The sequence below is a fragment of the Candidatus Leptofilum sp. genome (assembly GCF_965223525.1).
In the GTDB taxonomy this organism is placed as follows: Bacteria; Chloroflexota; Anaerolineae; order Promineifilales; family Promineifilaceae; genus Leptofilum.
Genome location: NZ_CBDCWX010000004.1, coordinates 934,000 through 959,988, shown reverse-complemented (window position 1 = coordinate 959,988; position 25,989 = coordinate 934,000). Strand labels below are relative to the sequence as shown.

The following is a 25,989-nucleotide window of genomic DNA, read 5'->3' as shown; positions in this document are numbered from 1 at the left end:
AAAGATGAACAATTTAGAAGCAAACAAGAAAAATGCAATTGCGTTTTACAAAGCTGCCTATTTGGGCAATCCGGCAGACGCTGTAGCAAAATATGTGGGAGATGTCTACATTCAACACAACCCACTCGTTGGCGATGGAAAGCAGGCCTTTATCGACTATTTTGAGGAAATGGCTAGGGATTACCCGGAAAAAGGCATTGAGTTTGTCCGGGCAGTGGCTGAAGGCAACTTGGTAGCCCTTCACACGCACCAAACTTGGCCGGGTGATGAGCAGTACGTCACGATGGATTTTTTCCGATTTGATGATAACGGGAAAATTGTTGAGCATTGGGATGCCATGCAGAAAATACCGGAAACAACGAAAAACGGGAACACGATGTACTAAATGTCTATCGCCCAACTTTACCCAACTAGCGGCACGTTCCCGCTAAAAAATCTTTATCTTAACCACAATTTACGCCAGATTGCCCAGGAGCAAGAACGGCCGTACGTCTACGCCAACTTTGTGCAAAGTCTAGACGGCCGTATCGCCATCCCCTACTCCACCAGACCCGGACTAAAAGTGCCAGAAAACGTTGCCAACGACCGCGACTGGCGACTGTTCCAGGAGTTGGCCGCCCAGGCAGATTTGATCATCAGCAGCGGCCGTTACTTGCGAGATTGGGCAGACGGCCGTGCCCAGGAAATCTTGCGGATGGATGACCCCAACTTTGCCGATTTACGAGAGTGGCGCAAGGCACAAGGTTTGAAACCTCAACCAGACATTGCCATTATCAGCGGCAGCTTAAGCTTCCCGATTCCAGAGGTGCTGACGGCAAACGGTCGTAAAGTCATCATCTTCACCACAGCCAACCCAGACCCAGCTAGAGCTGCAGAAATCAAAGCACAGGCAGGCGATTTGTATATTGTTGGTGATGAGTCAGTTTCTGGAAAACAAATGGCGGCAAAAATGGCCGAATTAGGCTACCAAGTGGTTTATTCTGCCGCCGGACCAAAGATTTTGCATTTGTTGTTGGCCGGTGGCGTGCTCGACCGACTGTACTTGACCCAGGTTGGGCGGCTGCTGGGTGGCTCCCCGTTTTCTTCTATTTTGGAGGGGGATTTGTTAGAAACGGCCGTTAACGCCCAACTCCACACCATTTACCATGATCCCAAAGCAATGGATGGTTTGGGTCAGATTTTGCTAGCCTACAACATAGCCTGATGTGAGCCATATTTCTAGCGATAACGGCCGTTTCATTACAGCCTGCAACCAACACTCAAAACCGCCTGCACCGCTTGTGGAACACTTTCATACACGGTAACAAAACGGCCTTCATAGTAGCTTCCTTCCAGCACAATTTCCAGCGTTCCATCACCATTTAGGTCAAGAATGCCCAGCACACTGTATTGCACCGGGTCGGCCAATTCGACCGTCTCCGGGAACAATCGCATTTCCAGCGGAATTGTCACCAGTGTGCCATGCACGATTTTACGCAACAAAACTAGCGAATAATCACCAGCGTTGGCTGTGGGTAGACCGTTGCCCAGCCCGGTAAGGTGAGTGGCAGTAATGAGAACTTCGTCCAAACCGTCCCCTTCCAGGTCAATTTTTTGCAGGCTGGTCAGGTGAACCTCCGGATTGGCAAGGCTCTGGGTTTGCAGGAACTCAGCGACGGCTTGTTGGTAAATGTCCGTGTCCAGCGGCAACAGTTGTGGCTGGCGTGGTGCCGCTTCCCAGCCCACTGCAAGGGCAACCAGGCCTGATAGGTCGCTCTCCGGTGGGAATGGAACGCCAGGCGTACCACCACACGGGCCATCAAATGGCGTTGTTGGTGGTTGCCCGGTGATTGTTCCCTGGAATGTGCTGTTGGCGTAGAGTTGATACGGCCGTTCACCATCTTGCAGTGACTTCATTGCTACAAATGGGTCTACCCATTGGCCATTGTGCGAACCGCCCAGCAAAAAGCCGGTCATGCCGTCCACGATGGGATAGATTGGTTGCAAGACATCCGTCAGCGGCTCGATAGTCAAGATGAGGGTGTAATCTGCCTCGGTCAGCGTGTGAATGCGAATCAGGTAATCCTGCGCCAACGGTAATGAACCATCCCAAAAACGGCGTTCATTTTCCAACCGTTTCAGCGGCTGGCCGTCTTTTACGCCTACCATAGAGAAGTTGGCGACGTTGTTGGGTGAACTGATTTCGACGGTTGCCCACTGCCCAGCGGCAGCCCAGGCCAGATACTCAATGGATTGACCAGCAGCAAGCGTGCCGTTTATGGTGGCCGACGTTGCTCCTGGTGCGAACTGAATCCGAATTGGCTCCGATTGGGCGGGTGGTTCAGTCGGCACCGGTGTTGCTGGCGGTGGCATGGCTGTTTCTGTTTCCGTAGGTGGAACGGCCGTTGTCGGGTTTTCAGCGATAGGTGTGCTGGGAACAGGCGTTGCTTCCTCTGTTGGGAAGAAGACCGTCGGCATCGCATCCCCATCTTCAATAATTGGGACTGTACAGGCTGATAACCATAACAGTGGCAAAAATAAAATTAGCTTGTTCATCTTGTTACCCTTTTTTGGCACTCATCTGCAGCAGAAAAGTATCCATCATCATTACGTCATTTTCTTGCCAGGGAAAGGCAATCGTGTCTTCAAGAAGCCGCCCCAGTGGTGAGACAAACGCTTGCTGGGCGTTTGCTTTATGCAAAATAGCTTGACTGTCTTGTTCAGTTGTTATTGGATTTATATTCATATTCATTGATACACCTCATTTTTATTGATTGATAAAATTTCATTATTCAGACAGGCGTCCAAGCACCCGCATCAATTTATTGTTGGCCAGGGCAGCCATCTTTTGCAGGCCGGGTGCGCCAGTGATATTTAGCATGGCAATGGGGTCGGCGATGGAAACGGCCGTTTCCCCCTCATCTGTCTCATACACAATCACGTTGCAGGGCATGAGCAAGCCAATTTCCAGCTCGTTTTGCAGGGCGTGATACGCCAGGGGCGGATTGCACGCGCCTAAAATTGTGTAGCGGCGGAAGCTCACATCGAGCTTCTCCCTCAGGGTTTCCTGCACGTTGATTTCGGTTAAGACGCCAAAACCTTCTGTTTTGAGCGCGTCTGTGACGGCCTCAACTGTTTTGGCAAAGGGCAGATTAAGAACGGTACGCATACCGTATTTATTTTGGATCATGAGATACTCCAATACTTATTTGTTGGTACGAATATAGGCGAAGCTTTATTGGTGGCTTGTCCGGGTCAGGTGTTTAATAACCGCAAAAAGTGATGCAGCGCAGCTTCGTTTTCAAAACGCCAATGGGATGACCAAACGGCCGTTATATTCAATCGCTCTTGCTGGATGACATTGTCAATCCACTGTGCCTGTTCTGGGTAGCGGGGACGGCCGTTTGCATCTCGGTGTGGCTGTTCGGGAATCCGCAGAATAATTTTGCTATTCCCCGGCAAGTGGGCTGGGTAACCAAACCAAAATGTATACTCCTGCTCTGGGTGCAAGCGACGGCCGTCTGCCTGGGGTAGCCCGCGCATTGTCACTGTTTTGGGCAGCTTCATGGCGACAACAGCCGACTCATGACCAAACCGACAGGCGCACTTTGTCCCACATGCAATATCTCTGTGCCTATGGGACGGAAATCCCAGCGGTGATAAAACTCAATGGCACGGCCGTTTCTTTCCCAAACAGAAAGCCAGCAGCTTTTAAAACCAGCCGCCGGTACTGTTCCCAATGCTTGCAGCATGAGCGCAGACCCCACACCCTGTCCCGTCCACTGCGGGTACAGGTAAAGACGTGACAACTCCATTGGTGCGGGTAAGCGTATAGGGTGCGGCGGCGGCTTCTTGCTTAGACGGACTGTGCCGACGATCTTATTTCTAACTTCAGCCACCAGGAAGCGGATGTGTGGGTTGCCCATTTCCGCAATGATTTGTTGTGGATTGAAAGTCTCCGAAAGGTAATAGCGCATATCCCGTTCAGTAAAGGCTTGCTGGTGTGCGGCCAAAAATCCGCGGTGGCTGATCTCGGCAATGGCGATGGCGTCTGCACCCGTTGCTGCCCGGCGCACAGAAACGCCCATTTTTTTAATGTCAGGCGTTCCAATCCCAATCACAGGCAAAGTTTGCGGTGTTGTGTTTAAGCTATTCAACATGATGCACCCCTACTCACTAAGCTTCGCCCACCAGGGGCAAAACGATGTAGGTGTAGACAACACAGCCGACGCAAAAGTCAAAGACGGATTCGAGCAGGGCAAAGGCCATCAGGGTTGCACCCACAATAAGGCTGGCGGGTGGCGCGATGAAGTAGAGAACGGCCGTTCCTACCGCAAACAACCACCCCACCCGCGCCGCAAAAATCTTGGGCGCTTTGTCAATCTGCTTGGGCGGCCAGTTGGCCTGCCGGGTTATTTGCATTGCCACCCAGCTAAACGGACTATAAGGTAGCGTCGTAAACGCTCGGATGAAATAATCAACCACAATGGCCATGATGAAGGCAATGTTTCCGGTGAGCAGATAGAGTGCAATCATCGTTGCCATCATCAAACCAGTTAGCCGAACAACGTGACGGCTAATTCGTTGCGTAGATATTGGACAAATCAGGGTTCTCATAATAGTTTCCTTCTATACGATTTCTTTTTGCAGCCGCCACAGCCAAATATGGGTACGGATGTTGTCAACCAATCCGACGATGGCTGCAAGGGCAAACAAGATAACGCCAATCAATCGAGTGTAATCGGCCGTTTCCAGATAAAGCGGGATACGAGTTGCCGCCGCTGCGGCGAAGAGACAAAGCATGGCGCAGACAAAACTCATCACCCATGCTTGCAATCGGGCAAATTGTTGTAATTGTGATTCAGTCACTTTTTGTTTCTTAGTCATTTGAAATCTCCGTTTGGAATCGGCATGAGGCAGTGCAGACTTCGGCAAGGACTCCTTTTTGAGCTTGAATAATCTGGAACGCTGGGCTGGAGTCAGATCGAAACCAGCTAAGGCTCGCTCCGGATCCTCTCGCAGTTGTTGGCGAAATTGCCTATCAATAAACCAGCGATTTAAAACTTCATCAATTGCTTGAATTGACATGGTTAAGCTCCTTTTGTGTTATCTGCTGTAAAAATTCAAGCAACGTGTCTAAATCGGCAAAGCCGCGACGTTGCTTATCACGTACCCCCTCCAAGCTAAAGCGCCATGAGGGAGTGTCACTTTTGGCATCGTTTTCCTGCCAGCAGCGCAACAGATATGCATGATAGAGGTGTTGTTTTTTCATATGCCATGTGCCTTTCATTTCGTGATGGTGCTATACTAATTTGCGGGTGCGAAAAAAGTGCGAAAAGAAAAGAGTGGAAAAGATTTCAAAAGTCTTCTTGGCGATTTGTTCAACACCTGAGAAGAACAAGACTTTTGAAATCTAAGCTGCATATGAATGAAAACGGCCGTTTACTAATCAACCTGCTCGGCAAACCAGAAGTGTGGCTAGATGGGGAACAGCTCACCAGCTTCAGCACGGCAAAAACAGAAGCCCTGCTTTACTACTTGGCGGCAACTAGTCAAACACACAGTCGAGAAACGCTGGCCGGGCTGCTGTGGAGCGAAATGCCAGAGGCAAAGGCGCGGCGCAATCTGACCAAATCGCTGTCGGTGCTGCGCCGCCTGCTCAAGCCATTTTTGATCATTGAGCCGCAACGGGTGGGCTTTGACCAAAGTATCGCGTTTGAATTGGATGTAACTCGGCTTGAATCGGCTGCGGCACCCTCCCCAGACATCATCAAACTGTATCGCGGTGATTTTCTCGAAGGTTTCTTCGTCAAGGATGCGCTGGCCTTTGAAGAGTGGCAGTTGACTCAGCGGGAGCGGCTGCGGGAAATGGGGATTGACTTGCTGGAGACGGCCGTGCAGCAAGCAATCGATCAGCAAAATTATGCCACCGGAATTGGATACGGCCGTCAACTCCTCGCCTTAGACCCGTGGCGCGAATCGGCTCACCGTCAGCTTATGCTCCTGCTGGCGCGGAACGACCAAGCCGCCGCTGCGCTAGCGCAATACGAACAATGCCAGCAACTGTTGGCGGATGAGTTAGGCGTGGAACCCATGCCGGAAACCACCGGACTGTATCGGCGCATTCAGCAGAGCCGCACCGCCCGAACCTACCAACTGCCCGCCACCGCCACGCCGTTTGTGGGGCGCGAGGAAGAATTGGCGCAAATTGGTCAGCGGCTGGCAAGCTCAGAATGTCGTTTGCTGACGCTGGTTGGTTTGGGTGGCATGGGCAAAACGCGACTGGCGTTGGCGGTGGCGCAGCAGGTTAATCGAGAACAGGCGCGCCAATTTTTGCAGGGTGTGATTTATGTTTCGCTCACTGGCGTTGCCACCCCGGAGCTGCTCCCCACTACCCTGGCCGATGCGATGGATTTGAACTTAAACGGCCGTCAAGACCCAACAACGCAGCTAGGCCACTTCCTGCGGGACAAGGAGATGCTGCTGGTACTGGATAATTTTGAGCACCTGCTAAAAACGCCACACAGTACAAATATTCTCACTCGCCTCCTGCAAGCCGCCCCCGACATCAAATTCCTCATCACCAGCCGCCAACCCCTGCAAATTGAAGCTGAACATCGTTTTGATGTCGCTGGCCTACCGTTTCCGGTAAACAGTATTCAGTATCCAGCGAACAATGGCTCACTGATTACTGATAACCGGTCACCGATTACCAACTACCCCGCCGTTCAGCTTTTCCTGCAAACTGCTCGCCAAGTCCGTTCCCAGTTTGATTTGACACCGGAAAATGAGGCGGATGTGATCCATATTTGCCGTATGCTTTCTGGGATTCCGTTGGCAATTAAGCTGGCGGCGGCGTGGCTGCGAATATTGGACTGTGCTGAAATTGTGGTCGAGATTGAACGGGGGCTGGATTTGCTGGCCACGACCATGCGAGACTTGCCACCACGCCAGCGCAGTATGACGGCCGTTTTTGACCACAGTTGGCAGATGCTAACAAAAACTGAGCAAACTAGCCTCGCCGCGCTTTCTGTGTTTCAGGATGGCTTTACCGTTCGCGCTGCACGGGAAGTGGTAGGCGTATCCTTGCCCGTTTTGGCCGGATTAGTGGATCGTGCTCTGCTCCATCTACACAAAACGCCGAACGGCTCACGCTACCATTTACATGAACTAACCCGCCAATACGCAGCTGAAAAATTGGGGCAAAACACAGAAGCCGCTTCTGCAATTCGTACTGCCCACACAAACTATTATGCCCAGCAGATGGCCGCTCTCACGCCGCAGATGTCTGGTGAGGCGCCTCAGGAGGCCTATGCTGACATTCACCAGGAAATTGGCAATGTGCGTCAAGCATGGCAGCAAGCGATTGACCAACTCAATTTGGACAGCCTGCGCCAGATGCTAGAGCCGCTCTACCATTTTTATTCGCGGCAGGGCTGGATAACGGAGGGGCAAGAGCGGTTGGCAACGGCCGTATCCGCCATTCAAAATGGTGGGCGTGATGATAAAACGGCCGTGCAACTTATGAGCGGTCTGCTAGCTCGGCAGGGTGCGCTCATTGGGCGCGTCGGCAAGTACGAGGCTGCTGAAACCGCGCTGCGCCAGAGCAGTGAATTGGCACGAAAAGTGGCAGATCCGCATCAGTTGGCCTTTGCCCTGCTGGAATTGGGCGCGGTGCTGCGAGACCAATCCCGCTTTGCTGAAGCGGCCGAGATGTTTCAGGAATGTTTCGATATTGCGACGGAGTTAAACGGCCGTCATCTAATCGCCAGAGCCACCGAAAAGCTGGGTGTCATCACCTGGGATCAGGGCAGCCATCGGCAAGCGCAGGAAAAATTAAACGAAGCACTGTCCTTGTTTCGAGAACTAAAAGATGCGCGGCGCACTGCCAACGCCCTGAATAGCCTGGGTAATGTGCTGATGTCTGCGGGGAGCCACCAGGAGGCATTGGCCCATTATCAAGAAGCGCTCCCCATTGTCCGCCGGCTGAAAAATTGGCTCCTTTTGGATACTGTCCTCATCAATTTGGGCATGATTAGCAATGAGTTGGGCGATCAAACCCAGTCACGCCGTTATTACGAAGAAAGCCTGGCAATTTGCCGCCGCATTGGGGATGAGATTGGCGTTGCGTACTGCCTGACGGGGCTGGGGCAGGCCAACATGGGCGAAGGTGATCTCGCTACAGCACGTGACTTTTTTGAGCAAGGCCTCGCGCTAAACCGGGAGATGGGGCGCGACCGGTACGTGGGCATCAATCTGGATTTGTTGGGGGATGTGAACGTGCTGGAGGAAAAATGGTCAGCGGCGCGAGCGCATTACGAAGAAAGTTTGGCCGTCTGTGCCAAAATTGAACATCCGTGGGGTGTAGCCTCCAGCCATCTGCGGCTTGGCGATTTGGAGATAGCTCAGGGAAATGAAACGGCCGCTACGGATCATTATCAAGCAGCTTTGTCACTAGGCCAGAAGATTGAAGCGCAAGGGATTGTGTTGACGGCGTTAATCAATCTGGCAACCATTTTGTTGGGGCAAGCGGACGGGGATGATGTTGAAACGGCAGTGTTTGTCCTGAAAACTGTCCTAAAACAACCGTCAATAAGCGATTCACAGCGGCAAGCCATAACAGCTCTGTTGGCTCAGCATGATCGGGTACAGGAAGAGGTGAGCGAGGCTGGGTTGGCAACGGCCGTTGCCAAGATACTACAGCAAAAGTAACAGTTCCCATACAAGGCTTTTCAGTAATCGCTTTCAAAATGGCGGTAGGACGCGGACAAGCGCGGAAAACGCGGATTATTTACTTCTATCCGCGGCATCTACGTTAATCCGCGTCCCATTTAGTGACAACTGAAAAACGATGCAATTCCATATGATTGTGTATTACAATTGGTTTAAAATTGTCGAGGGTGGACGGCCGTCTGAAGATAAAGTCGCTGCCGTGCCTAAAACTACCAAAATTGTAACCCCAGAAAGTGAGTAAGCATGATGCTGACCAGAAAATACCTTGAGATCAATTTACCAACGCAGGCAATAAGTGAAGAAATTTGGCAGGGGGAGGCGCTGGTGAAAGCAGGTCGCTATCTGATTGCCAAAAAGCTGGTTGAGGCGGGTACTGCCGTTGTTGATCCCCTCGGTGCTGAAAATCCACTCATCTTTTCGGTTGGTCCATTTGCCGGAACAACCTTTTCCAATGCCAACCGAACGAGCGTGGGCTGCAAAAGCCCGCTCACCGGCGGCATTAAAGAGGCCAATGGCGGCGGTACTTTTGCCTATGCTCTGGGGCGGCTCGGCATTTGCGGCTTCACCCTGCATGGGCAAGCGTCCGACTGGATTGTGATCCACATCCAGAAAGATGGTCAAATTCGCTTTGAAGATGCTAGCCCTTACCTGGGCAAAGATAATTATGTGGTTGCAAACATGCTGCACCAGAAATATGGTAAAAAAGTGAGCCTGGCGCTTTGCGGCCCGGTGGGTGAATACCAGGGTTTGCTGGCGGGTGTTGCCTTTAGCGACACTGACAATCGGCCATCTCGCCTGGCGGCACGCGGAGGCGTGGGGGCTGTTATGGGCAGCAAGAAGGTGAAAGCCATTGTGGTGGATCTGCACACAATGCCCCAACTGCATGACCGTAAGAAAACGTTAACGGCCGTAAAACAGTATGCCACCTGGGTACGCGAAGATCCAATCATCCAGACAACCTACAATCCCGTTGGCACCATGGGTATGGCCGACTTTACCAACCACATCGGCGGAATCCCGGTTAACAACTTTACCAGCGGCTCTCAGCCGTTAACAAATGATCAGTTCCCGCTGGGCGGCACGTTTATAACAGAGTTGAACAATTCACGCGGGGGCAAGCAAACCCATGCCTGTATGCCCGGCTGCGTCATCCAGTGTAGTAATGTGTATGCCGACGAGAACGGCCAAGAGCTCACCTCGCCAGTGGAGTATGAAACAATCGCCCTACTGGGTACCAATTGTGGCTTAACCCATCCCGATAACCTGGCCAGAATGAACCAATGGTGCAATGAGTTGGGCATAGACACCATCGAAACCGGGGCGACGATTGGCGTTTTGATGGACGCTGGACTGGCCGATTTTGGGGACACGGCCTTTATGGAAGATGTGTTCCAGCAGATGCTGCAGGGTACGGAGAGTGGCCAACTGTATGCCCAGGGTACCTACCGGGTTGGGCAGCATTTGGGTTTTCAGCGCGTGCCTACCATTAAAAAACAGGCCATCAGCGCCTACGACCCGCGCGTCATTGAAGTGACGGGCATCTCGATGATGATGACGGCTCAGGGGGCCGATCATACGGCTGGCAATGTGCCTAAGATGAAAACCAGAGACAAGGCACTCTCTGAATTGATCGTTGTTAGCCTAGAAGCCCAGATTGCAACTGCCGCCACTGATTCGATTGGTTTGTGTGTTTTCGGCCGTTCTGTGACTAACCCCCATATTGATTTCTTGGCTAATGCCATTAACCACGCTTTAGGAACTAACCTGCAACCCACCTTTTTCCATAAAATTGGCCGGGAAACATTGCGGCTGGAGCGGGAATTTAGTCTGGCTAGTGGGTTTACGGCCGTAGACGACGATCTCCCCCAATTCTTCTACGATGAACCATTGCCCCCTTCGCAGCAGACGGCGCGGTTTAGGGGGGTAGATGTGCATGAGATGTATGAGCGACTGCCGGAAGTCGGCGCAGAGCGCGTTCCTGAAGCCTTTGGTGGGGCAACGCCATGAGCGACCAGACCGCTTAGGCTACATACGTACGGAGCAAGGTTGTGGCCGATACGGCCGTAACTGTAAACGGGCCCATCGCTGCCGGCAACAGCACAAACTGTACGGCCGTCAAAGAGAGATCATTTACGGCCGCTTCCCCCTCAATCACGCCCCAAATCTCTAAGGTTTCGCCACTGCACGTACCCTGATACGTTGATCCGGCAACTATCTCTACCCGCTCCGTTACAAAATAATCATTTTGGCACAGCAGCGAGCGTTTGACGCCATCTTCCTCAGAAATTGGCTCCGGTAGACACAGCTTGGGAGCAATCTGCTCAAAATTAATCACATCCAGCGCTTTCTCCACGTGCAGCGGTCGCGGACGGCCGTCTGCCCCCACCCGCCCCCAATCGTAAACGCGGTAAGTGGTGTTGGAATTTTGCTGAATCTCGGCAATGAGCAGCCCACCCATGATGGCGTGCAGCGAACCAGCCGGGACGCAAATGTGGTCGCCAGCCTTCACTGGCATTCTGTGAAGATGGGGTTCTAGTTGGCTTGATTCAATCGCTACGCGAAATTCTTCTTGACTAATTGCCTGGGACACTCCCAAAATAACCTCAGCCTCCGGTGCTGCCCTCAACACAACCCACATTTCGGTTTTGCCCAGTTCATTTCCCTCATTCTCCAAAGCGTAATCGTCCTGCGGGTGTACCTGCACAGAAAGTGGCCGATTGGCATCCAACAGCTTAATCAACAGCGGAAACTTCCCCCGCGCCTGCGCCCAGGCGGAGCGACTGCCAATTAAATCCAGCCCCAGTTCATCGTGGAGTTCGGTGAGAAGTTTGCCAGCGAAACGGCCGTTCGCTACCCGCGTTGTCCCATCTTCATGCCCGGCAATCTCCCAGCTCTCGGCAATCACACCCTCGACGGGCAGTTTACGTCCCAAATTCTCCAAATTACGCCCTCCCCAGATGTAATCCTTTAGCACAGGCTCAAACAGCAGCGGGTATAAATCAGTTGTCATGGTGTTTTCTCCGTAGTTCTTTTGTCACGAATATGACAAATAAAACAAATGACACGAATATTTTTCTGCAAATATTCGTGTCATTTGTCCATCACTATCTTTGCAGATTTCAACCTTGCCAGAGGCCATGTCATACCCGCGTAGGCGGGTATCCATCTTGTTCACCAGTGTGGATTCCCGCATTCGCGGGAATGACAAGCCAAAAGTGCAAACATAGTGGTCCATTCGTCCCATTCGTGTTTTGCTTTTTAGTGGATCATTGCCTTGAGACTCGCTTCATCCAAAACAGGGACACCTAACGCTTCTGCTTTGGTGAGTTTGCTGCCTGCTTTTTCACCCGCCAGCAAATAATCGGTCTTTTTGCTGACAGAGCCGGTAACTTTGCCGCCATTGGCCTGGATGAGTGTTTTGGCGTCATTGCGGGACATGGTGGGCAGCGTGCCGGTAATGACAAACGTCAGCCCGGCCAGCTTGTCGCTGCCGCTCTCATCTTCGGCTTCTTCAACTTTAAAAGGCAAGCCAGCAGCGCGGAATTTTTCCAGCAAGGCACGATGTCGCTCATCGGCAAACCAAGTTGTTACGGAAACGGCCGTTCCCGGCCCAATCCCCTCAATCTCCTCCAAACGCTCCTGGCTGGCCGCTGCCAGCGCATCAATCGAGCCAAATTCGTCCATTAGCAATCCAGCCACCACGTTGCCTACAAACCGAATGCCCAACGCCGTCAGGAAGCGCACGGGCGACTGATTTTTGCTAGCGGCCAAACCATTCAGCAAGTTATCAACCTTTTTATCTTTGAACCCTTCTAAATCCAGCAGTTCATCTCGATTGAGGTAATAAATGTCGGCCAAATCTTTGACCATTCCCACCTCGGCCAGCAGTGCGCCTGTTTTGCTGCCGAAGCCATCCACATCCATCGCCCCCCGGCTCACAAAATATTCCACGCGGCGCACCAACTGCTCTGGGCAGCTTGGATTGTCACAGTAAATGGCCACTTCACCCGGAATGCGCAGGGCAGGCTCGCCGCAAACGGGACAGTGGGTTGGCGGTTCAATTGGCTGCTCCGAGCCATCGCGCAAATCTGGCACGGGGCCAACGATGTACGGAATCACGTCCCCAGCGCGTTTCACAATCACCGTGTCGCCAATGCGAATATCTTTGCGGGCAATTTCATCATAATTGTGCAGCGTAGCGTTGCGCACGGTGACGCCGCCGATTTCAACCGGTTCCAAAACGGCCGCAGGTGCCAAAATGCCCGTTCGCCCCACATTTACCTGCACGTCCAGCAGCTTCGTGGTTTTCTCCTGCGCGGGGAACTTCATGGCCACCGCGCCGCGCGGATCTTTACCCACAAAGCCCAAGCTGTCAGCCAAAGGCCGATCATTGATCTTCACCACCACCCCATCCACTTCATAATTAATTTGGTTGCGCTTTTCAATCCACTGCTCGTAGGTGGCAGCGACGGCCTCGATATTGGCACAATATTGACTATCCGAAGTGACCGGGAAACCAAGCTGGCGCAAATAATCCAGCCGCTGCCACTGCTCATCCGGCACCTCAATGCCCTCCCAGGCGATGAGATCGTAGCAGAAGATGGTAAGCGGCCGTTCCCCGGTAATCTTGGGGTCTAGCTGCCGCAAAGAACCAGAGGCGGCGTTGCGGGGGTTCATGTAGACCTGCTTTTCCTCCACCCGCTGCCGCTCGTTGAACTGCTCAAATTTATCTAGCGGAAAGAACACTTCGCCACGCACCACCAAAAATGGCGGCACAGGCAGTTCACTGTTAGGGTCTACGGGGATGCGCTGGGGAACGGCCGTAATCGTCCGAAGATTCTGCGTAATGTTCTCCCCCACTTCGCCGTTGCCGCGCGTGGCTCCCTGGGTGAAACGGCCGTTTTCATACGTCAGCACCACCGTAAGGCCATCCAGCTTTGGCTCCGCCACATAATCCAGCTTCATCTCTGGGTCTGGCAAGTAGCGGCCAATGCGCTGCCGCCAGGCAAATAAATCTTCAGCGTTAAACGCGTTGGACAGGCTGAGAATGGGTGCCGGATGCTGCACCTTTTGGAAAGCATCCAGCGGCTCGGCCCCCGCCCGCTGCGTAGGTGAATCTGGCGTGATCAACTCTGGATTTTCCTGCTCCAGAGCCACCAGTTCATGATAAAGCGCGTCATATTCGGCATCGGTGATGACCGGGCTGTCTAAAACGTGGTAGCGGTACAGATGAAAGTTAAGTTCGTCGCGCAGTTGGGCAATTCGTTCTTGAAGTATCATACCCCAAGTTTACTCGTGGTTAGAACATTTGGACAATCTTTTCGCCAGCAAATGTTGTTTGTCTAAGTCAGTCACAAACTTTATACTCTTCTTTATGGCTGGTTATTCAAAAACTCCTCTGGTTAAAAAGCTCGGCATCAAGCCCGGCTACAAGATGTATGTTAAAAATCCGCCTCCAAATTATCGAACGCTAATCGCCCCACTGCCCGAAGCGGTAATTAGCCTCTCCCGTCTTTCAACCAACCTGGACTTCATTCACTTCTTCACCAAATCCAAAAAGGAACTAGCAACCAACATTGAAAATTATGCTGCACGGATCAAACCCAACGGCATGATTTGGGTCTCCTGGCCAAAAAAATCTTCCAAAGTACCCACAGATGTAACGGAAGATGTGATCAGAGAGGTTATTTTGCCTTTAGGCTTGGTAGATGTGAAGGTATGTGCAGTTGACGAAGTGTGGTCGGGCCTTAAGCTGGTTATTCGTCGAGAAAATCGCCCCTGATTCGGAAGGCAGAAGAAGGCAAAATAAGGAGGTTTTGATGAAAGCGGCCGTTTACGAACAATTCCAACAACCCATCACCATCCAAACTGTGCCAGACCCTGCGCCGACGCCGGATGGTGTGGTGCTGGGAGTAAAAGCCACTGGCCTATGCCGCAGCGATTGGCACGGCTGGATGGGCCACGATCCGGACATCACCGTGCCGCATGTGCCGGGGCATGAGCTGGCGGGGGTCGTCGTGGCGGTGGGTAGAGATGTAACCCGCTGGCAGGAAGGTGACCGGGTGACGCTGCCCTTTGTTTGTGGCTGCGGCCGTTGCCCCCAGTGCCAATCCGGCAATCAGCAGGTGTGCGATTTTCAGTTCCAGCCCGGATTTACCCACTGGGGTTCATTTGCTGAGTACGTCGCTATTCAATATGCGGACGTGAATTTGGTACGACTGCCGGAGGGTGTGGGGTTTGAAACGGCCGCTTCCCTTGGCTGTCGCTTTGTTACTTCATTCCGCGCTGTGGTAGATCAGGGGAAGGTGCGCGCTGGGGAGTGGGTGGCCATCCACGGCTGCGGCGGCGTGGGTCTCTCCGCCATCATGATTGCCAACGCGCTGGGAGCCAAGGTCATCGCCATTGATATTGCCGATGACAAGCTGGAGTTTGCCCGCCAGATGGGAGCCGTCGCCACCGTCAACGCCACCAAAACCCCAAAAGTGGTGAAGGAAGTCAAAATCATCAGCGACGGCGGCGCGCACCTCTCGATTGATGCGCTGGGCAGCCCCACCACCTGCTACAACTCCATTTCCAACCTGCGAAAGCGGGGTCGCCACGTGCAAATTGGCCTCATGCTGGGCGACCACGCCGCCCCCGCCATTCCTATGAGCAAAGTCATCGCCTACGAGCTAGAAATTTATGGCAGCCACGGAATGCAGGCGCACAATTACCCTGCCCTCCTGCGGATGATCGAAGCGGGCCAGCTACAGCCGCAAAAGCTCATTGGGAATATGATTAGTTTGGAGGAAACGGCCGTTGCCCTTCCCAAAATGGATCAATTTCCCACCCTCGGCATCCAAATCATCAACGAGTTTAGCAACTGAAGAAAAGCAACCATTTCCAACAATGATTTAACAAACAAAAACCTGTATACTATCTTTGCAAGCGTGCCTAATGATAATGTTAAAATTTCCCAAGCAGTTCACTTGAAACCACTAAAACCAATGAAATGAGGTACTCGTATGCAGTTTACTAAATTCCGAATCAAGAATTTTAAAGGAATTAAAAACACGGAGTTGAGGCTAGATAAAACAGATGGAAGAATTTTTACCCTTGTGGGTCTCAATGAATGTGGGAAAACTACTGTTCTTGAAGCGATTAACAGCTTCTCACCGGATTTAGAAGCAGAACCAATTTTTCAGAGCGATGTATTTCGAAAGGTCGAACATCGTGATTTAGTACCCAAACATAGAAAAGATAATTTTACCGGCAATGTTGAAATTGAAGCTCACTTTAAATTATCGGATAGAGACATACAAAGTCTTCATGACTATTTATTGAAGGAGTATGAAGTTCAATTAAACCTAGATTTATTGGGCTCAACATTTTCCGTGACAAAGGTGTTCAAATTTGAGCAATCGGACTTCATAAAGAAGCAAACCCTTTGGAATATTTCTTTATTTGTCAAGACTAGAAGGGCAAAAAGATACAAGTCGCTTTTGGATGAAGACCCTGCCTGGCAAGATGCTGTAGGGCATTTACAGACTCGCATTCCAAGTATTTGCTACTTTCCAACATTTCTATTTGAATTTCCCTTGCGTGTTTACTTATCCCACACACCTGAACAATATGAACCTCAGAATGCCTATTATCGACAAATCATCCAGGATGTTTTGGATTCATTAGATCGTGGACTAACAATAGAAGAACATATCGTTGAGCGCGTTGAAAGAATTGATGATGGCAAACCTTGGGATTTCTTTAGTTTTTGGAAAAGTGACCGGAAAGAGCAAGTTGACGCAGTAATGAGCCATTTAGGAAACGCAATTACCAAAAATGTCTTCACACGATGGAATGAGATATTTGGTTCTAGGTTTTCAAAAAACATAAACATTGAGTGGAATGTTGATAGCGCAAAGCCTAATCCTCCAATTTACTTGAGCTTTAGCATTCAGGACGGCACATCAACTTACAGCATTGCTGAAAGATCTCTAGGATTCCGATGGTTTTTCTGCTTTCTCTTGTTTACGCAATTTAGAAAATCAAGAAAGGGAAGCGGAACTTTGTTCCTGTTAGATGAGCCAGCTTCAAACTTACATGCTACTGCACAGAAACAACTTCTTGCTAGTTTTGATTCGGTAACTGAAGGCAATAACAGCTTAATATATTCAACACATTCTCATTACATGATTAATCCAAAATGGCTGGAAGGTGCATTCATTGTTCAGAATGGTGCCATTGAATACGAGAAAGAATTATCAGGAATGCACGAGTATGAATTTCATGAAACCGATATTAAAGTTTCTCTTTACCGTCAATTCGTTGGTGAGAATCCCGATAAATCAACTTATTATCAACCGATTTTGGATGCACTAGACTATATACCTAGTGTTCTAGAACACCAATCACATACTGTGATGGTTGAAGGAAAAGGAGATTATTATATCTTTTCCTACTTTAAAGAAGTCGTCTTTGAAGATGACAGTAATTTAAGATTTTTACCATCCTCAGGTGCGAACAGGCTAGGGCCACTAATTTCCTTATATTTAGGATGGGGATATTCTTTCCGAATCCTTTTAGATGATGACAAAGCTGGAAGAGAAGCTAAAGAAAAATATATGAGCGAATGGTATCTCGATTCCTCAAACGTCAGCACAATATCGGATCACCACAATACACTAAATGGCAAAAAACTTGAAAATCTTGTTTCCAAACAAGGGAAAAAAATCATTAAGGATGAATTAAATCTTCAAAGACTTACCAAAAAACGCCTCATTCGCTATTTCCAAGACAAGCATGCTCTCAATCAAAAAGTAAAATTTGATGATGCAACCGAAAACAATTTTAAGAAAGTAATAGAAAGCCTGCACAATTGCTTTGAAAATTCCGCGGAATAAGTTTCATGCTTCAAAGGGGTTCAATAATCAAAAGAGAAGCGAGATGAAGCAAAAAACAATAATTGGGGAGCATGGCTCCGTGCATTACTGGGTGGGTGGTCAAGGTGAGCCATGCGTTGTGTTCACGCACGGCGCTACGATGGATCATGGCCTCTTTGAGCATCAAATTGATTATTTTGCCCCAAATTACAAGCTGATTGTCTGGGATGTGCCCAAGCACGGCCGTTCCAGGCCGTATGAGCAATTTTCATTGAAAAATGCGGCTGATGCGTTGGTTGGCATCCTTGATGATGAAAAGGTTGAGAAGGCGCATCTTGTGGGGCAATCGATGGGTGGCTACATCAGCCAAATTATGGCACGGGATTATCCCGAAAGGGTCAAAAGTTTGGTGGCAGTAGACTCTTCCCCGATGCAGCCATCATATTATTCAGCATTAGATAAATGGCTCCTTTCAATCACATCGCCACTGTTACGCCTCTATCCATACAACAGTTTAATCAAAGCAATTGCCAAGCAGATTGCGGTTCAAGCGTCGGCGCAAAAATATGCGCTGGAAACCTTAAAACAGCTATCGAAAACTGAGATCGCAGACATCATGGGCGCAGTTTACGAAGGTGTGATTGAGTTTGGCCAAGAGGAGCGGTTACCGGTGCCTATCCTGATCATTTACGGAGAAGCAGATCGAACAGGAAAAGTCCGAACCTATTCTAAGCAATGGGCAGAACGAGAGAAACGGCCGTTGCAAATCATCCCAAACGCAGCCCACAATGCCAACATGGACAATCCCGACGCATTCAATCGAATTCTGGAGGCGTTTTTGCAACAAGTAGAGCAAGGGGAGCTACTAGCATAATATTTCGCAGCAAGTCATGCAGCACACCACTTCCCACAAAACAACACTTTGGTGTCTACACGGCCGTACACACAGCAGCTATCATTCACCCATATTCACTGAGCAATGGAGAAAATGATGCAAGCAATTTTGTTTGAAAAATATGGCTCGCCCGATGTTCTTCAACTTAAGGAAGTAGCCAAACCGACCCCCAAAGAAAATGAAGTTCTCATAAAAGTGCAGGCTGCTGGCACCAATCCGCTGGATTGGCACAAGATGCGCGGCGAACCCATCGTGGTGCGTCTGACGGATGGTTTGCTCAAGCCCAAAGATAGCCGTCTGGGAGCCGACGTGGCCGGGATGGTGGAAGCAGTGGGCAGTGCAGTGACGTCGTTCCAAATTGGAGATGCGGTATTTGGCGAACGGGGCGTAGGCGGTTTTGCCGAGTACGTTTGTGTGCCAGAGAAAGTGCTGGCACACAAGCCAGACAATCTCTCTTTTGCAGAGGCGGCAGCCGTGCCAGTGGCGGCACTCACCGCACTCCAGGCTTTGCGAGACAGCGGTCAGGTTCAGGCGGGACAAGCGGTGTTGGTCAACGGGGCATCTGGTGGCGTAGGCACGTTTATGGTGCAGTTGGCGAAGCATTTTGGGGCAGAGGTTACGGCCGTATCCTCCACCCGCAATATCGAACTCGTCCAAACGCTGGGGGCAGATCACGTCATTGATTACACGAAAGAGCAAATTGTTGGCAATGGCCGTCAATACAACATCGTTCTGGATAATGTGGGCAACCTCAAAGCGTCCCAATTCCGGCGGCTGCTCAAACCACAGGGCATTGGCGTGCTGGTTGGCTTTACCTCCCTGAGCCGGATGCTGGGCAACATAGTGGCAGGTCGCTGGTCTGCCTTTCGCGGCGGGCCAACCATCAGCCCCATGCTGGCGCATCCCAACAAAGAAGATATGGAACTGCTGCACGAGCTTTTGGCTGAAGGCGTGCTGAAACCAATCATTGATCGCACGTATACTTTGGCAGAAACGGCCGTAGCCATCCGCTACCTGGAAACTGGACGAGCGCGTGGCAAAGTTGTCGTCACTGTGGACTGATCAATCCCCTTCCTCAAACTCTCCCCAAAAAAGGGAAGGAATCTCTGGCAAATTTTGGCAAGCCGCTTACAATTTGCCCATGACAAACCAACCCGAATTTGTACCAGAATGGGCCAAAGGAATCGTTTGGTACCAGATTTTCCCGGAGCGGTTCCGCAATGGCGACCCCAGCAACGATCCCACGATTGACGACATCCAGGGCGCGTACCCACATGGCCACAACCCACAGCGGCAAATCCATCCCTGGACGGCCGACTGGTACACCCAGCAGCCTTACGAGCAGCAAACCGGCGAATCCATCTGGACCCACCTGCAGCGGCGGCGCTACGGTGGCGATTTGCAGGGCATTATTGACAGCCTTGATTATTTGGCTGATTTAGGCATCGGTGCGCTCTACCTGAATCCGGTATTCACCTCCCCCTCGCTGCACAAATACGACGGCGCGACCTACCACCACATAGACCCCACCCTGGGACCCGACCCGGCGGGTGACCGGGCGCTCATCGCCACGGAAACCCCAGATGATCCCAGCACCTGGGTGTGGACCGCCGCCGACAAATTGATGCTGGAACTGATTACGGCCGTTCACCAACGCAACATGCACATCATCATAGATGGCGTCTTTAACCACATGGGTCTCAACAGTTGGGCCTTCCGGGACGTCGTGGAAAAGCAACAGCAATCGAAATTTAAGGATTGGTTCAAAATCAAGTCGTGGGACGATCCTGAAACGGGCGAAGGATTTGCCCACCAGGGCTGGTACGATTGTTACGAACTGCCGGAGCTAAATCAGGACGAAAATGGCATCGTCAGCGGGCCAAAAGCGTACATTTTTGCCGCTACGCAACGCTGGATGGACCCCAACGGCGATGGTGATCCCAGCGACGGTATTGACGGCTGGCGGCTGGACGTGGCCTTTTGCGTCGCCCACCCTTTTTGGAAAGATTGGCGTAAGCATGTGCGTCAAATCAACCCACAAGCCTACCTGGTGGCAGAAATTTTTGAGATGCTGCACGACATACGGCCGTACCTGCAAGGGGATGAATTTGACGCGGCGATGAACTACGGCTTTGCTGTCGCCGCTGCCGAATTTTTTGTGCAGGAACAGCAGCGGCTCACCGCCAGCCAATTTGATGCGGAACTGCGCCGGATGCGCGAGATGCACCCGCCCGGCGTGCCGCATGTGATGCAAAACCTGTTTGGCAGCCACGACACTGCCCGGCTGGCCAGCCACATCGTCAACCGCGACAAAATTGTCTACCGCGATTGGAATGCGTACCATCACATGGTTAAAATCGGCGAGAGCGGCGCACAGCTCAACCTGGACGCCCCCACCTCCACCGACGTCGCCCTGCAAAAACTGTTTGTCATCTTCCAGATGACCTACCTGGGTGCGCCAATGGTTTACTACGGCGACGAGGCGGGCATGTGGGGAGCCAACGACCCTTGCTGCCGCAAACCAATGGTCTGGCCCGATCTCACCTACGAGCCAGAAGTTGTGCTGCCAGATGGGACGCAACGGGAAACGGCCGTTCCTGTCCAGTTCAATCACGATTTGCACGATCATTACCGTCGCCTCATCGCCATCCGCAACGGCTCTCCAGCCTTGCAGCGCGGCAGCTTCAACACCCTGCTCACCGACGATGCCCGCCAGCTTTTTGCCTTCCGGCGCGATTTTGTGGGCGAGCAAGTTATCGTCATCCTCAACCGCAGCAACGAAACACAAACGGTCTCGCTCGATTCAGTGACGAACGGCCGTTGGCTGGATCTGTTGAATGAGGGTGAGGTGGCGGTGGTGGACGGCCGTTTCACCACCCAAATCCCACCACTTTGGGGAAAAATTCTTTCCCCACAATCGCCAGAACCCAAAACTTTGCTATAATCCCAGCCGCCGGTAGCAGAAAAGGGCACCACGCCCGTACCCGGCAGCGCATTTAGCGCAACCAAAACTGCGGGATCCAAACCCGCCAAGTTATTAACGAACAGCATAATGCTTACCAGAACAGACCTTCGGGTCTGTTTTGCTGCTGTGTGCTGCGGGAGAATTTTTATGACTGTTTTAACGCAAACAAAAGGAAAAGAAGAGGCAGCGAGGGCGATGGCAACGGCCGTTCCCATTGCGGCCGTCATCGTGGTAGCAAGCTACATCGGGGCGCAAATGCTGTCTGACATCACCAGCTTGAAAATTGGCCTGATTGCAGGCTACGCGGTAGACATGGGCACCTTCATCTACCCCATCACCTTCACCCTGCGCGACTTGGTACATAAAACACTGGGCAAACGGAACGCCCAAGCACTGATTGTGATGGCCGCCGCTATCAACCTGTTCATGGCCGCGTACCTGGCCTGGGCCGCCAGCGTCCCCAGCGATCCAGCCTGGGGGCTGGGAGCCGAGTTCAGCGCCATTTTGGGGCCGCTGTGGCGTATCGTCATCGCTTCTATTCTAGCTGAACTGGTGAGTGAACTTGTGGACACGGAGGTATATCACTGGTTTGTCACCCGCATCACCAAGAAATACCAGTGGGCGCGGGTGCTTCTTAGCAACAGCATCAGCGTGCCAATTGACAATATTATTTTTGCCGTCGGTGCATTTGGCGCACTTCCCTTTCTGCAAGACCATTTTCTTACCCTGCCCTGGGAAATTGTGTGGCAAATTTTTGTCTTCAACCTCATTGTGAAGTACGGTATGACGCTCATCAGCCTGCCGCTGATTTATCTGTCGCCGAATAAATCGTAACCACTAACTACGTCGCAGTAATCTATGATTTGCGCCAATGTGACAGTCACTTTGGAAGTGACTGTCACATCCAGACAAGGATGGAAAGATGCCAAATTTATCCATTGCTTCACAGATTACGTTTTTGTATTATAAAGATTTGGCCGCTGCCCAACAATTTTACGAGGGTATTCTGGGGCTAGAACTGGTGGAAGACCAGGGCTGGGCCAAGATCTACTGGGTCAACGGCACCGCCTTTTTGGGATTAGTGGATGAAGCGCACGGGTCGCTAAAAACCCAGCCAGAAAACGCGGTGATGATCACCTTTGTGGTGGACGATGTGCTGAGTTGGTATGACCACCTTCGCCAGCACAATGTAACCATTTTGCGCGAGTACGGCCGTTCCGAATCCATCCAAATCGAATACTTCTTTGCTGAAGACCCAGGTGGCTACGTGCTGGAATTTGAACGCTTTTTGAAGCCTGAGTTAACGGCCGTGTTCAATCTGAAAAAGTAGCACTACCTTCAATAACGGCCAGATCTTCATCCACATCTAACTTTCCTATGTGACAGTCACTTTGAAAGTGACTGTCACATTTCGACCCTACTCCACCGTCACGCTTTTGGCCAAGTTACGTGGTTGATCCACATCGCAACCGCGCCAAACGGCGATGTGGTAGCTTAATAGCTGCATGGGGATGGTATTCAGAATGGGTTGGAGCAACTCCGATGTTTCTGGCACTTCAATCACGTAATCGGCCTCGCGGCGAATTGCCTCGTTGCCTTGCGTAGCGATGGCCAGCACTACCCCGCCCCGCGTTTTGGCCTGCTGAATGTTGCTCACCATCTTCTCATACAGGCGATCATTTGTGGCCAAAGCCACCACCGGCATCGTCTCATCAATGAGGGCAATGGGGCCATGCTTCATTTCGCCCGCTGGGTAGCCCTCGGCGTGGATGTAGCTAATTTCTTTCAGCTTCAACGCCCCCTCTAGTGCAATTGGATAATTGATCCCCCGCCCCAAAAAGAGAAAATCCTGCGCATTGTGGAAAACATTGGCTAAATTTTCGTACACCGTCTCATCTTCCAGCAGCTGCCCGGCCAAATTGGGAATGTGTGCCAGATCGTCTACCAGTCGGCACATTTTTTCTGGCGAAATTGTGCCGCGCAGTTCGCCCAAAGCACAGCCCAGCATGTACAAATCGGCCAGCGAGGTGATGAACGCTTTGGTGGAAGCCACACCAATTTCTGGCCCAGCGTGCATGGGGATGTACCCATCAGAAATCCGCATGGCTTGGCTGCCGATGACGTTGACAATTGACCAGAGCGTAGCCCCCTTCGCTTTAGCTTGTTCGCACGCCACCAGAGTATCGGCCGTTTCTCCAGATTGGGTGATGGCCAGTACGGCCGTCCGCTCATCCAAAATCGGGTCATAATAGCGAAACTCTGAACCATACTCCACCTCAACGGGAATCCGCGCCAGCGACTCAATCATAAATTTGCCAACTAACCCAGAGTAGTAGCTGGTACCGCAGGCTACAATGATGATTTTGTTGAGGCTATTAACCAATTCGGCCGTCAGGTTCATCTCTGGTAGCGAAATACTCCCCTGTTCAAAATTCACCCGCCCCCGCATCGTGTCAATGAGCGCCTGGGGCTGATCGTGAATCTCTTTTTCCATGAAATGCTTGAACTCCCCCTTCACCGCGCTCACCGGATCCCAGTTGATTTGGTGTATTTCCGGCTCGATGGGATTGCCCGCCAAATCAGTTAATTGGTAACTGTGCCGCGTGACCACTGCCAGTTGGCGGTTCTCTAAAAAGACCATGCTGCGCGTGTATTCCAAAATGGCGGGAATGTCAGAAGCAACAAACATTTCGTCCCGGCCAATGCCCAGCGTGATGCCTCCGGCGTTGCCCAGACGAGCGCAGATGATCTGGTCTGGCTGGTCTACGCTCATCACTACCACAGCGTTGGCACCTTCTAGCTGCATCAGCGTTTGGCGCACGGCCGTTTCAAATGGCAATCCACTCTCCAAATACCGCTCCACCAACTGTACAATCACTTCCGTGTCGGTCTCAGACTCAAAGTTGATGCCTTCAGCCATCAACTCCTCCCGCAAAGGCAAAAAGTTTTCTACGATGCCGTTGTGGACGACAACCACACGGCCGTTCATGCCAATATGGGGATGTGCATTCCGCTGGCTGGGCTCTCCATGCGTGGCCCAGCGCGTATGCCCAATGCCAATTTGCCCCCCTAGCGGCGACTGAGCCAGCAAACCACCCAGGTTGTTTAGCTTGCCCACGTCGCGCCGAATAGCAATACGGCCGTTTTGCTCCAAAACCGCAATCCCTGCCGAATCATACCCCCGATATTCGAGCCGCTTTAGCCCTCCATAGACCACGTCTGCTGCGTCACGCGCACCAATATAACCAACAATGCCACACATAGCGTTTAACCTCCGCTAAGCGATTTGCGCTCTGGCAAATCGCGCAGGCAGGCGGCATGGCAGCACCAAGCACGCCTGCTGGCGAACGCATCCAAATCCAATTGCCAAAGATGGAGGTGTCCCTTCGATAAATTGAAAATTGGCCAATGCCAGATGAACTGTGCAGGCAGTTACCCACCTGTTTTGACATCTTGCTCTCATTTGAAGGGATAAAGCCGCTTGCCGGGGAAAATCATGGCAATTAGCTCGACTCAGGATATGACCAACCCTGGGAGGCACCCGCTGAACTTTCGCTTTTCCGAGACAAAACCCTTTTTCCCTAATGTCACTCCTGCGAAGGCAGGAATGACAAGTAAGGTTCTGACCGTTAGCATCCACCTGAAGTGGAGAACCTCCTCCGCGTCTCCCGATTTCAGTATTCAGTAGGTCGGTAATCAGCGACCAGTAACAAAATGCTTTTTCTGATTACCGTTTACCGAAAACTGATTACTAAACCGGGTCATGCGCTATCGATCCCTGGGCAAAATATTGCCCCTATGCAATTGTGCGCGGTTTTTATCTTTTTTGATGAAAGATAGCAATAGAAATTGTGGAATTGGTTGGAAATCGGCCGTTTTCATTAACCTTTGCTAAGTCCCATGACTATTTTCTGCCTAAGCCGGGTTGACGCATGCTCAATGCGTCGCGTAAAATTAGCCAGCCTAATCATTAGGCTGTCGAACTATTTTTAATTTCAACTCGCGGGAAGATGGAGTCAACAACGGCCGTTCCCCACGCAAGAATTTCTAATTTATGGATACCAACCGTCACCAGATTGCAGTGGCAATCCTGCAAATCATACCGTCTGTCATGCGCCTGCTGGCTGCCGAACTGCGCCAGGGCAACACGCCCATGCAGCCACCCCAGCTAGGCGTGCTCACGCTGCTGGCAGAAAAGTCGCGCAACCTCAGCGAATTGGCTGAGCAGCACGCCGTTAGTTTGCCCACCATGTCTAGCACGGTCAGCAAACTGGTTGCCGCTGGCTGGATTGAACGGCAGCGCTCCCAACAAGATCGCCGGGTGGTGATGCTAGCACTGACCCCAACGGGGCAAGCCATCGTACAAGAAATTGGCCAAAAATTGGTTGCACAAGTCGCAGACCACCTCTCGGCCATATCTGACAACGACTTGAAAACATTAGAAGATGGTCTAGCCATTTTGCAAACCGTCTATGTTCCTTTTTCACTCAAAAACAGTGGGGCAACGAGCGAATTCTCACCCCCAAACACCGAAAAACTACCCTGATTCTGTAGGAGAA

24 protein-coding genes are annotated in these 25,989 nt (G+C 51.4%); 13 read left to right on the top strand and 11 right to left on the bottom strand.

Annotation, left to right across the window (positions count from 1 at the left end; all coding sequences use genetic code 11):
* Positions 1–4: 4 nt before the first annotated feature.
* Complete coding sequence (locus ACOQPM_RS04255) at positions 5–385, top strand: nuclear transport factor 2 family protein (protein WP_420627986.1); 381 nt, start codon at positions 5–7, stop codon at positions 383–385.
* Positions 386–1,204, top strand: coding sequence for a RibD family protein (locus ACOQPM_RS04250; protein WP_420627985.1), 819 nt, complete (start codon positions 386–388; stop codon positions 1,202–1,204).
* 35 nt (positions 1,205–1,239) lie between these two features.
* Here the strand turns inward: ACOQPM_RS04250 and ACOQPM_RS04245 are convergent, their stop codons facing one another.
* From ACOQPM_RS04245 to ACOQPM_RS04210, 8 genes are all read right to left on the bottom strand, one after another.
* Complete coding sequence (locus ACOQPM_RS04245) at positions 1,240–2,535, bottom strand: hypothetical protein (protein WP_420627984.1); 1,296 nt, start codon at positions 2,533–2,535, stop codon at positions 1,240–1,242.
* Between the two features lie 4 nt (positions 2,536–2,539).
* Positions 2,540–2,731, bottom strand: a complete 192-nt coding sequence (locus ACOQPM_RS04240) for a hypothetical protein (RefSeq protein WP_420627983.1) — start codon at positions 2,729–2,731, stop codon at positions 2,540–2,542.
* A 36-nt stretch (positions 2,732–2,767) separates the two neighbouring features.
* Positions 2,768–3,169 (bottom strand): DUF302 domain-containing protein, encoded by a 402-nt coding sequence (locus tag ACOQPM_RS04235; protein ID WP_420627982.1) that lies wholly within the window; start codon positions 3,167–3,169, stop codon positions 2,768–2,770.
* 65 nt (positions 3,170–3,234) lie between these two features.
* Positions 3,235–3,546: a hypothetical protein gene (locus ACOQPM_RS04230; protein WP_420627981.1), complete on the bottom strand. Its 312-nt coding sequence runs from the start codon at positions 3,544–3,546 to the stop codon at positions 3,235–3,237.
* Entirely contained in the window at positions 3,543–4,139 is a 597-nt protein-coding gene (locus ACOQPM_RS04225; RefSeq protein ID WP_420627980.1) for a GNAT family N-acetyltransferase, read from the bottom strand. The genes ACOQPM_RS04230 and ACOQPM_RS04225 overlap by 4 nt, the downstream gene beginning before the upstream one ends.
* Before the next feature lie 16 nt (positions 4,140–4,155).
* On the bottom strand, positions 4,156–4,596 hold the full coding sequence (locus ACOQPM_RS04220) for a DUF4395 domain-containing protein (protein WP_420627979.1): 441 nt from the start codon (positions 4,594–4,596) through the stop codon (positions 4,156–4,158).
* Between the two features lie 12 nt (positions 4,597–4,608).
* Complete coding sequence (locus ACOQPM_RS04215) at positions 4,609–5,067, bottom strand: Os1348 family NHLP clan protein (RefSeq protein ID WP_420627978.1); 459 nt, start codon at positions 5,065–5,067, stop codon at positions 4,609–4,611.
* Positions 5,048–5,251: a hypothetical protein gene (locus tag ACOQPM_RS04210; protein ID WP_420627977.1), complete on the bottom strand. Its 204-nt coding sequence runs from the start codon at positions 5,249–5,251 to the stop codon at positions 5,048–5,050. The genes ACOQPM_RS04215 and ACOQPM_RS04210 overlap by 20 nt, the downstream gene beginning before the upstream one ends.
* A 134-nt stretch (positions 5,252–5,385) precedes the next feature.
* Here ACOQPM_RS04210 and ACOQPM_RS04205 point away from each other — a divergent pair, with 134 nt between their 5' ends.
* Together ACOQPM_RS04205 and ACOQPM_RS04200 are read left to right on the top strand one after the other, a co-directional pair.
* The gene (locus ACOQPM_RS04205; protein ID WP_420627976.1) at positions 5,386–8,691 is read left to right on the top strand and encodes an AfsR/SARP family transcriptional regulator; all 3,306 of its coding nucleotides are present in this window, start codon (positions 5,386–5,388) and stop codon (positions 8,689–8,691) included.
* Between the two features lie 264 nt (positions 8,692–8,955).
* The gene (locus ACOQPM_RS04200) at positions 8,956–10,719 is read left to right on the top strand and encodes an aldehyde ferredoxin oxidoreductase C-terminal domain-containing protein (RefSeq protein WP_420627975.1); all 1,764 of its coding nucleotides are present in this window, start codon (positions 8,956–8,958) and stop codon (positions 10,717–10,719) included.
* A 13-nt stretch (positions 10,720–10,732) separates the two neighbouring features.
* Here ACOQPM_RS04200 and ACOQPM_RS04195 read toward each other — a convergent pair whose 3' ends face one another.
* Together ACOQPM_RS04195 and ligA are read right to left on the bottom strand one after the other, a co-directional pair.
* Complete coding sequence (locus ACOQPM_RS04195; protein ID WP_420627974.1) at positions 10,733–11,722, bottom strand: type I phosphomannose isomerase catalytic subunit; 990 nt, start codon at positions 11,720–11,722, stop codon at positions 10,733–10,735.
* A 248-nt stretch (positions 11,723–11,970) separates the two neighbouring features.
* On the bottom strand, positions 11,971–13,992 hold the full coding sequence (gene ligA / locus ACOQPM_RS04190; protein ID WP_420627973.1) for an NAD-dependent DNA ligase LigA: 2,022 nt from the start codon (positions 13,990–13,992) through the stop codon (positions 11,971–11,973).
* A gap of 94 nt (positions 13,993–14,086) precedes the next feature.
* Here ligA and ACOQPM_RS04185 point away from each other — a divergent pair, with 94 nt between their 5' ends.
* From ACOQPM_RS04185 to ACOQPM_RS04150, 8 genes are all read left to right on the top strand, one after another.
* Positions 14,087–14,494, top strand: a complete 408-nt coding sequence (locus ACOQPM_RS04185; RefSeq protein WP_420628250.1) for a DUF3052 domain-containing protein — start codon at positions 14,087–14,089, stop codon at positions 14,492–14,494.
* A gap of 37 nt (positions 14,495–14,531) precedes the next feature.
* Positions 14,532–15,578 carry a zinc-dependent alcohol dehydrogenase family protein gene (locus tag ACOQPM_RS04180; protein ID WP_420627972.1) on the top strand — a complete coding sequence of 349 codons (1,047 nt, stop codon included), beginning with the start codon at positions 14,532–14,534 and terminating at the stop codon, positions 15,576–15,578.
* Positions 15,579–15,716: 138 nt separating this feature from the next.
* A complete protein-coding gene (locus ACOQPM_RS04175; protein WP_420627971.1) occupies positions 15,717–17,591 on the top strand; it encodes an AAA family ATPase in 1,875 nt (624 codons plus the stop codon).
* Between the two features lie 43 nt (positions 17,592–17,634).
* Complete coding sequence (locus ACOQPM_RS04170) at positions 17,635–18,444, top strand: alpha/beta fold hydrolase (RefSeq protein ID WP_420627970.1); 810 nt, start codon at positions 17,635–17,637, stop codon at positions 18,442–18,444.
* Positions 18,445–18,558: 114 nt separating this feature from the next.
* The gene (locus ACOQPM_RS04165; protein ID WP_420627969.1) at positions 18,559–19,527 is read left to right on the top strand and encodes an NAD(P)-dependent alcohol dehydrogenase; all 969 of its coding nucleotides are present in this window, start codon (positions 18,559–18,561) and stop codon (positions 19,525–19,527) included.
* A gap of 79 nt (positions 19,528–19,606) precedes the next feature.
* Positions 19,607–21,409, top strand: coding sequence for a glycoside hydrolase family 13 protein (locus ACOQPM_RS04160; protein WP_420627968.1), 1,803 nt, complete (start codon positions 19,607–19,609; stop codon positions 21,407–21,409).
* A 168-nt stretch (positions 21,410–21,577) separates the two neighbouring features.
* Positions 21,578–22,264: a queuosine precursor transporter gene (locus tag ACOQPM_RS04155; RefSeq protein WP_420627967.1), complete on the top strand. Its 687-nt coding sequence runs from the start codon at positions 21,578–21,580 to the stop codon at positions 22,262–22,264.
* Between the two features lie 88 nt (positions 22,265–22,352).
* Complete coding sequence (locus ACOQPM_RS04150; RefSeq protein ID WP_420627966.1) at positions 22,353–22,760, top strand: VOC family protein; 408 nt, start codon at positions 22,353–22,355, stop codon at positions 22,758–22,760.
* A gap of 87 nt (positions 22,761–22,847) precedes the next feature.
* On the opposite strand, the gene glmS is transcribed toward ACOQPM_RS04150, so the two are convergent.
* Complete coding sequence (gene glmS, locus ACOQPM_RS04145; protein WP_420627965.1) at positions 22,848–24,692, bottom strand: glutamine--fructose-6-phosphate transaminase (isomerizing); 1,845 nt, start codon at positions 24,690–24,692, stop codon at positions 22,848–22,850.
* A gap of 792 nt (positions 24,693–25,484) precedes the next feature.
* On the opposite strand from glmS, the gene ACOQPM_RS04140 reads away from it, so the two are divergent.
* Complete coding sequence (locus ACOQPM_RS04140; protein ID WP_420627964.1) at positions 25,485–25,976, top strand: MarR family winged helix-turn-helix transcriptional regulator; 492 nt, start codon at positions 25,485–25,487, stop codon at positions 25,974–25,976.
* The last annotated feature ends 13 nt before the right edge of the window (positions 25,977–25,989 follow it).

Bases quoted from the DNA above. Each gene is read 5' to 3' on its own strand.
- ACOQPM_RS04255 (WP_420627986.1), top strand. From the start codon at position 5: ATGAACAATTTAGAAGCAAACAAGAAAAATGCAATTGCGTTTTACAAA.
- ACOQPM_RS04250 (WP_420627985.1), top strand. From the start codon at position 386: ATGTCTATCGCCCAACTTTACCCAACTAGCGGCACGTTCCCGCTAAAA.
- ACOQPM_RS04245 (WP_420627984.1), bottom strand. From the start codon at position 2,535: ATGAACAAGCTAATTTTATTTTTGCCACTGTTATGGTTATCAGCCTGT.
- ACOQPM_RS04240 (WP_420627983.1), bottom strand. From the start codon at position 2,731: ATGAATATGAATATAAATCCAATAACAACTGAACAAGACAGTCAAGCT.
- ACOQPM_RS04235 (WP_420627982.1), bottom strand. From the start codon at position 3,169: ATGATCCAAAATAAATACGGTATGCGTACCGTTCTTAATCTGCCCTTT.
- ACOQPM_RS04230 (WP_420627981.1), bottom strand. From the start codon at position 3,546: ATGAAGCTGCCCAAAACAGTGACAATGCGCGGGCTACCCCAGGCAGAC.
- ACOQPM_RS04225 (WP_420627980.1), bottom strand. From the start codon at position 4,139: ATGTTGAATAGCTTAAACACAACACCGCAAACTTTGCCTGTGATTGGG.
- ACOQPM_RS04220 (WP_420627979.1), bottom strand. From the start codon at position 4,596: ATGAGAACCCTGATTTGTCCAATATCTACGCAACGAATTAGCCGTCAC.
- ACOQPM_RS04215 (WP_420627978.1), bottom strand. From the start codon at position 5,067: ATGTCAATTCAAGCAATTGATGAAGTTTTAAATCGCTGGTTTATTGAT.
- ACOQPM_RS04210 (WP_420627977.1), bottom strand. From the start codon at position 5,251: ATGAAAAAACAACACCTCTATCATGCATATCTGTTGCGCTGCTGGCAG.
- ACOQPM_RS04200 (WP_420627975.1), top strand. From the start codon at position 8,956: ATGATGCTGACCAGAAAATACCTTGAGATCAATTTACCAACGCAGGCA.
- ACOQPM_RS04195 (WP_420627974.1), bottom strand. From the start codon at position 11,722: ATGACAACTGATTTATACCCGCTGCTGTTTGAGCCTGTGCTAAAGGAT.
- ligA (WP_420627973.1), bottom strand. From the start codon at position 13,992: ATGATACTTCAAGAACGAATTGCCCAACTGCGCGACGAACTTAACTTT.
- ACOQPM_RS04185 (WP_420628250.1), top strand. From the start codon at position 14,087: ATGGCTGGTTATTCAAAAACTCCTCTGGTTAAAAAGCTCGGCATCAAG.
- ACOQPM_RS04180 (WP_420627972.1), top strand. From the start codon at position 14,532: ATGAAAGCGGCCGTTTACGAACAATTCCAACAACCCATCACCATCCAA.
- ACOQPM_RS04175 (WP_420627971.1), top strand. From the start codon at position 15,717: ATGCAGTTTACTAAATTCCGAATCAAGAATTTTAAAGGAATTAAAAAC.
- ACOQPM_RS04170 (WP_420627970.1), top strand. From the start codon at position 17,635: ATGAAGCAAAAAACAATAATTGGGGAGCATGGCTCCGTGCATTACTGG.
- ACOQPM_RS04165 (WP_420627969.1), top strand. From the start codon at position 18,559: ATGATGCAAGCAATTTTGTTTGAAAAATATGGCTCGCCCGATGTTCTT.
- ACOQPM_RS04160 (WP_420627968.1), top strand. From the start codon at position 19,607: ATGACAAACCAACCCGAATTTGTACCAGAATGGGCCAAAGGAATCGTT.
- ACOQPM_RS04155 (WP_420627967.1), top strand. From the start codon at position 21,578: ATGACTGTTTTAACGCAAACAAAAGGAAAAGAAGAGGCAGCGAGGGCG.
- ACOQPM_RS04150 (WP_420627966.1), top strand. From the start codon at position 22,353: ATGCCAAATTTATCCATTGCTTCACAGATTACGTTTTTGTATTATAAA.
- glmS (WP_420627965.1), bottom strand. From the start codon at position 24,692: ATGTGTGGCATTGTTGGTTATATTGGTGCGCGTGACGCAGCAGACGTG.
- ACOQPM_RS04140 (WP_420627964.1), top strand. From the start codon at position 25,485: ATGGATACCAACCGTCACCAGATTGCAGTGGCAATCCTGCAAATCATA.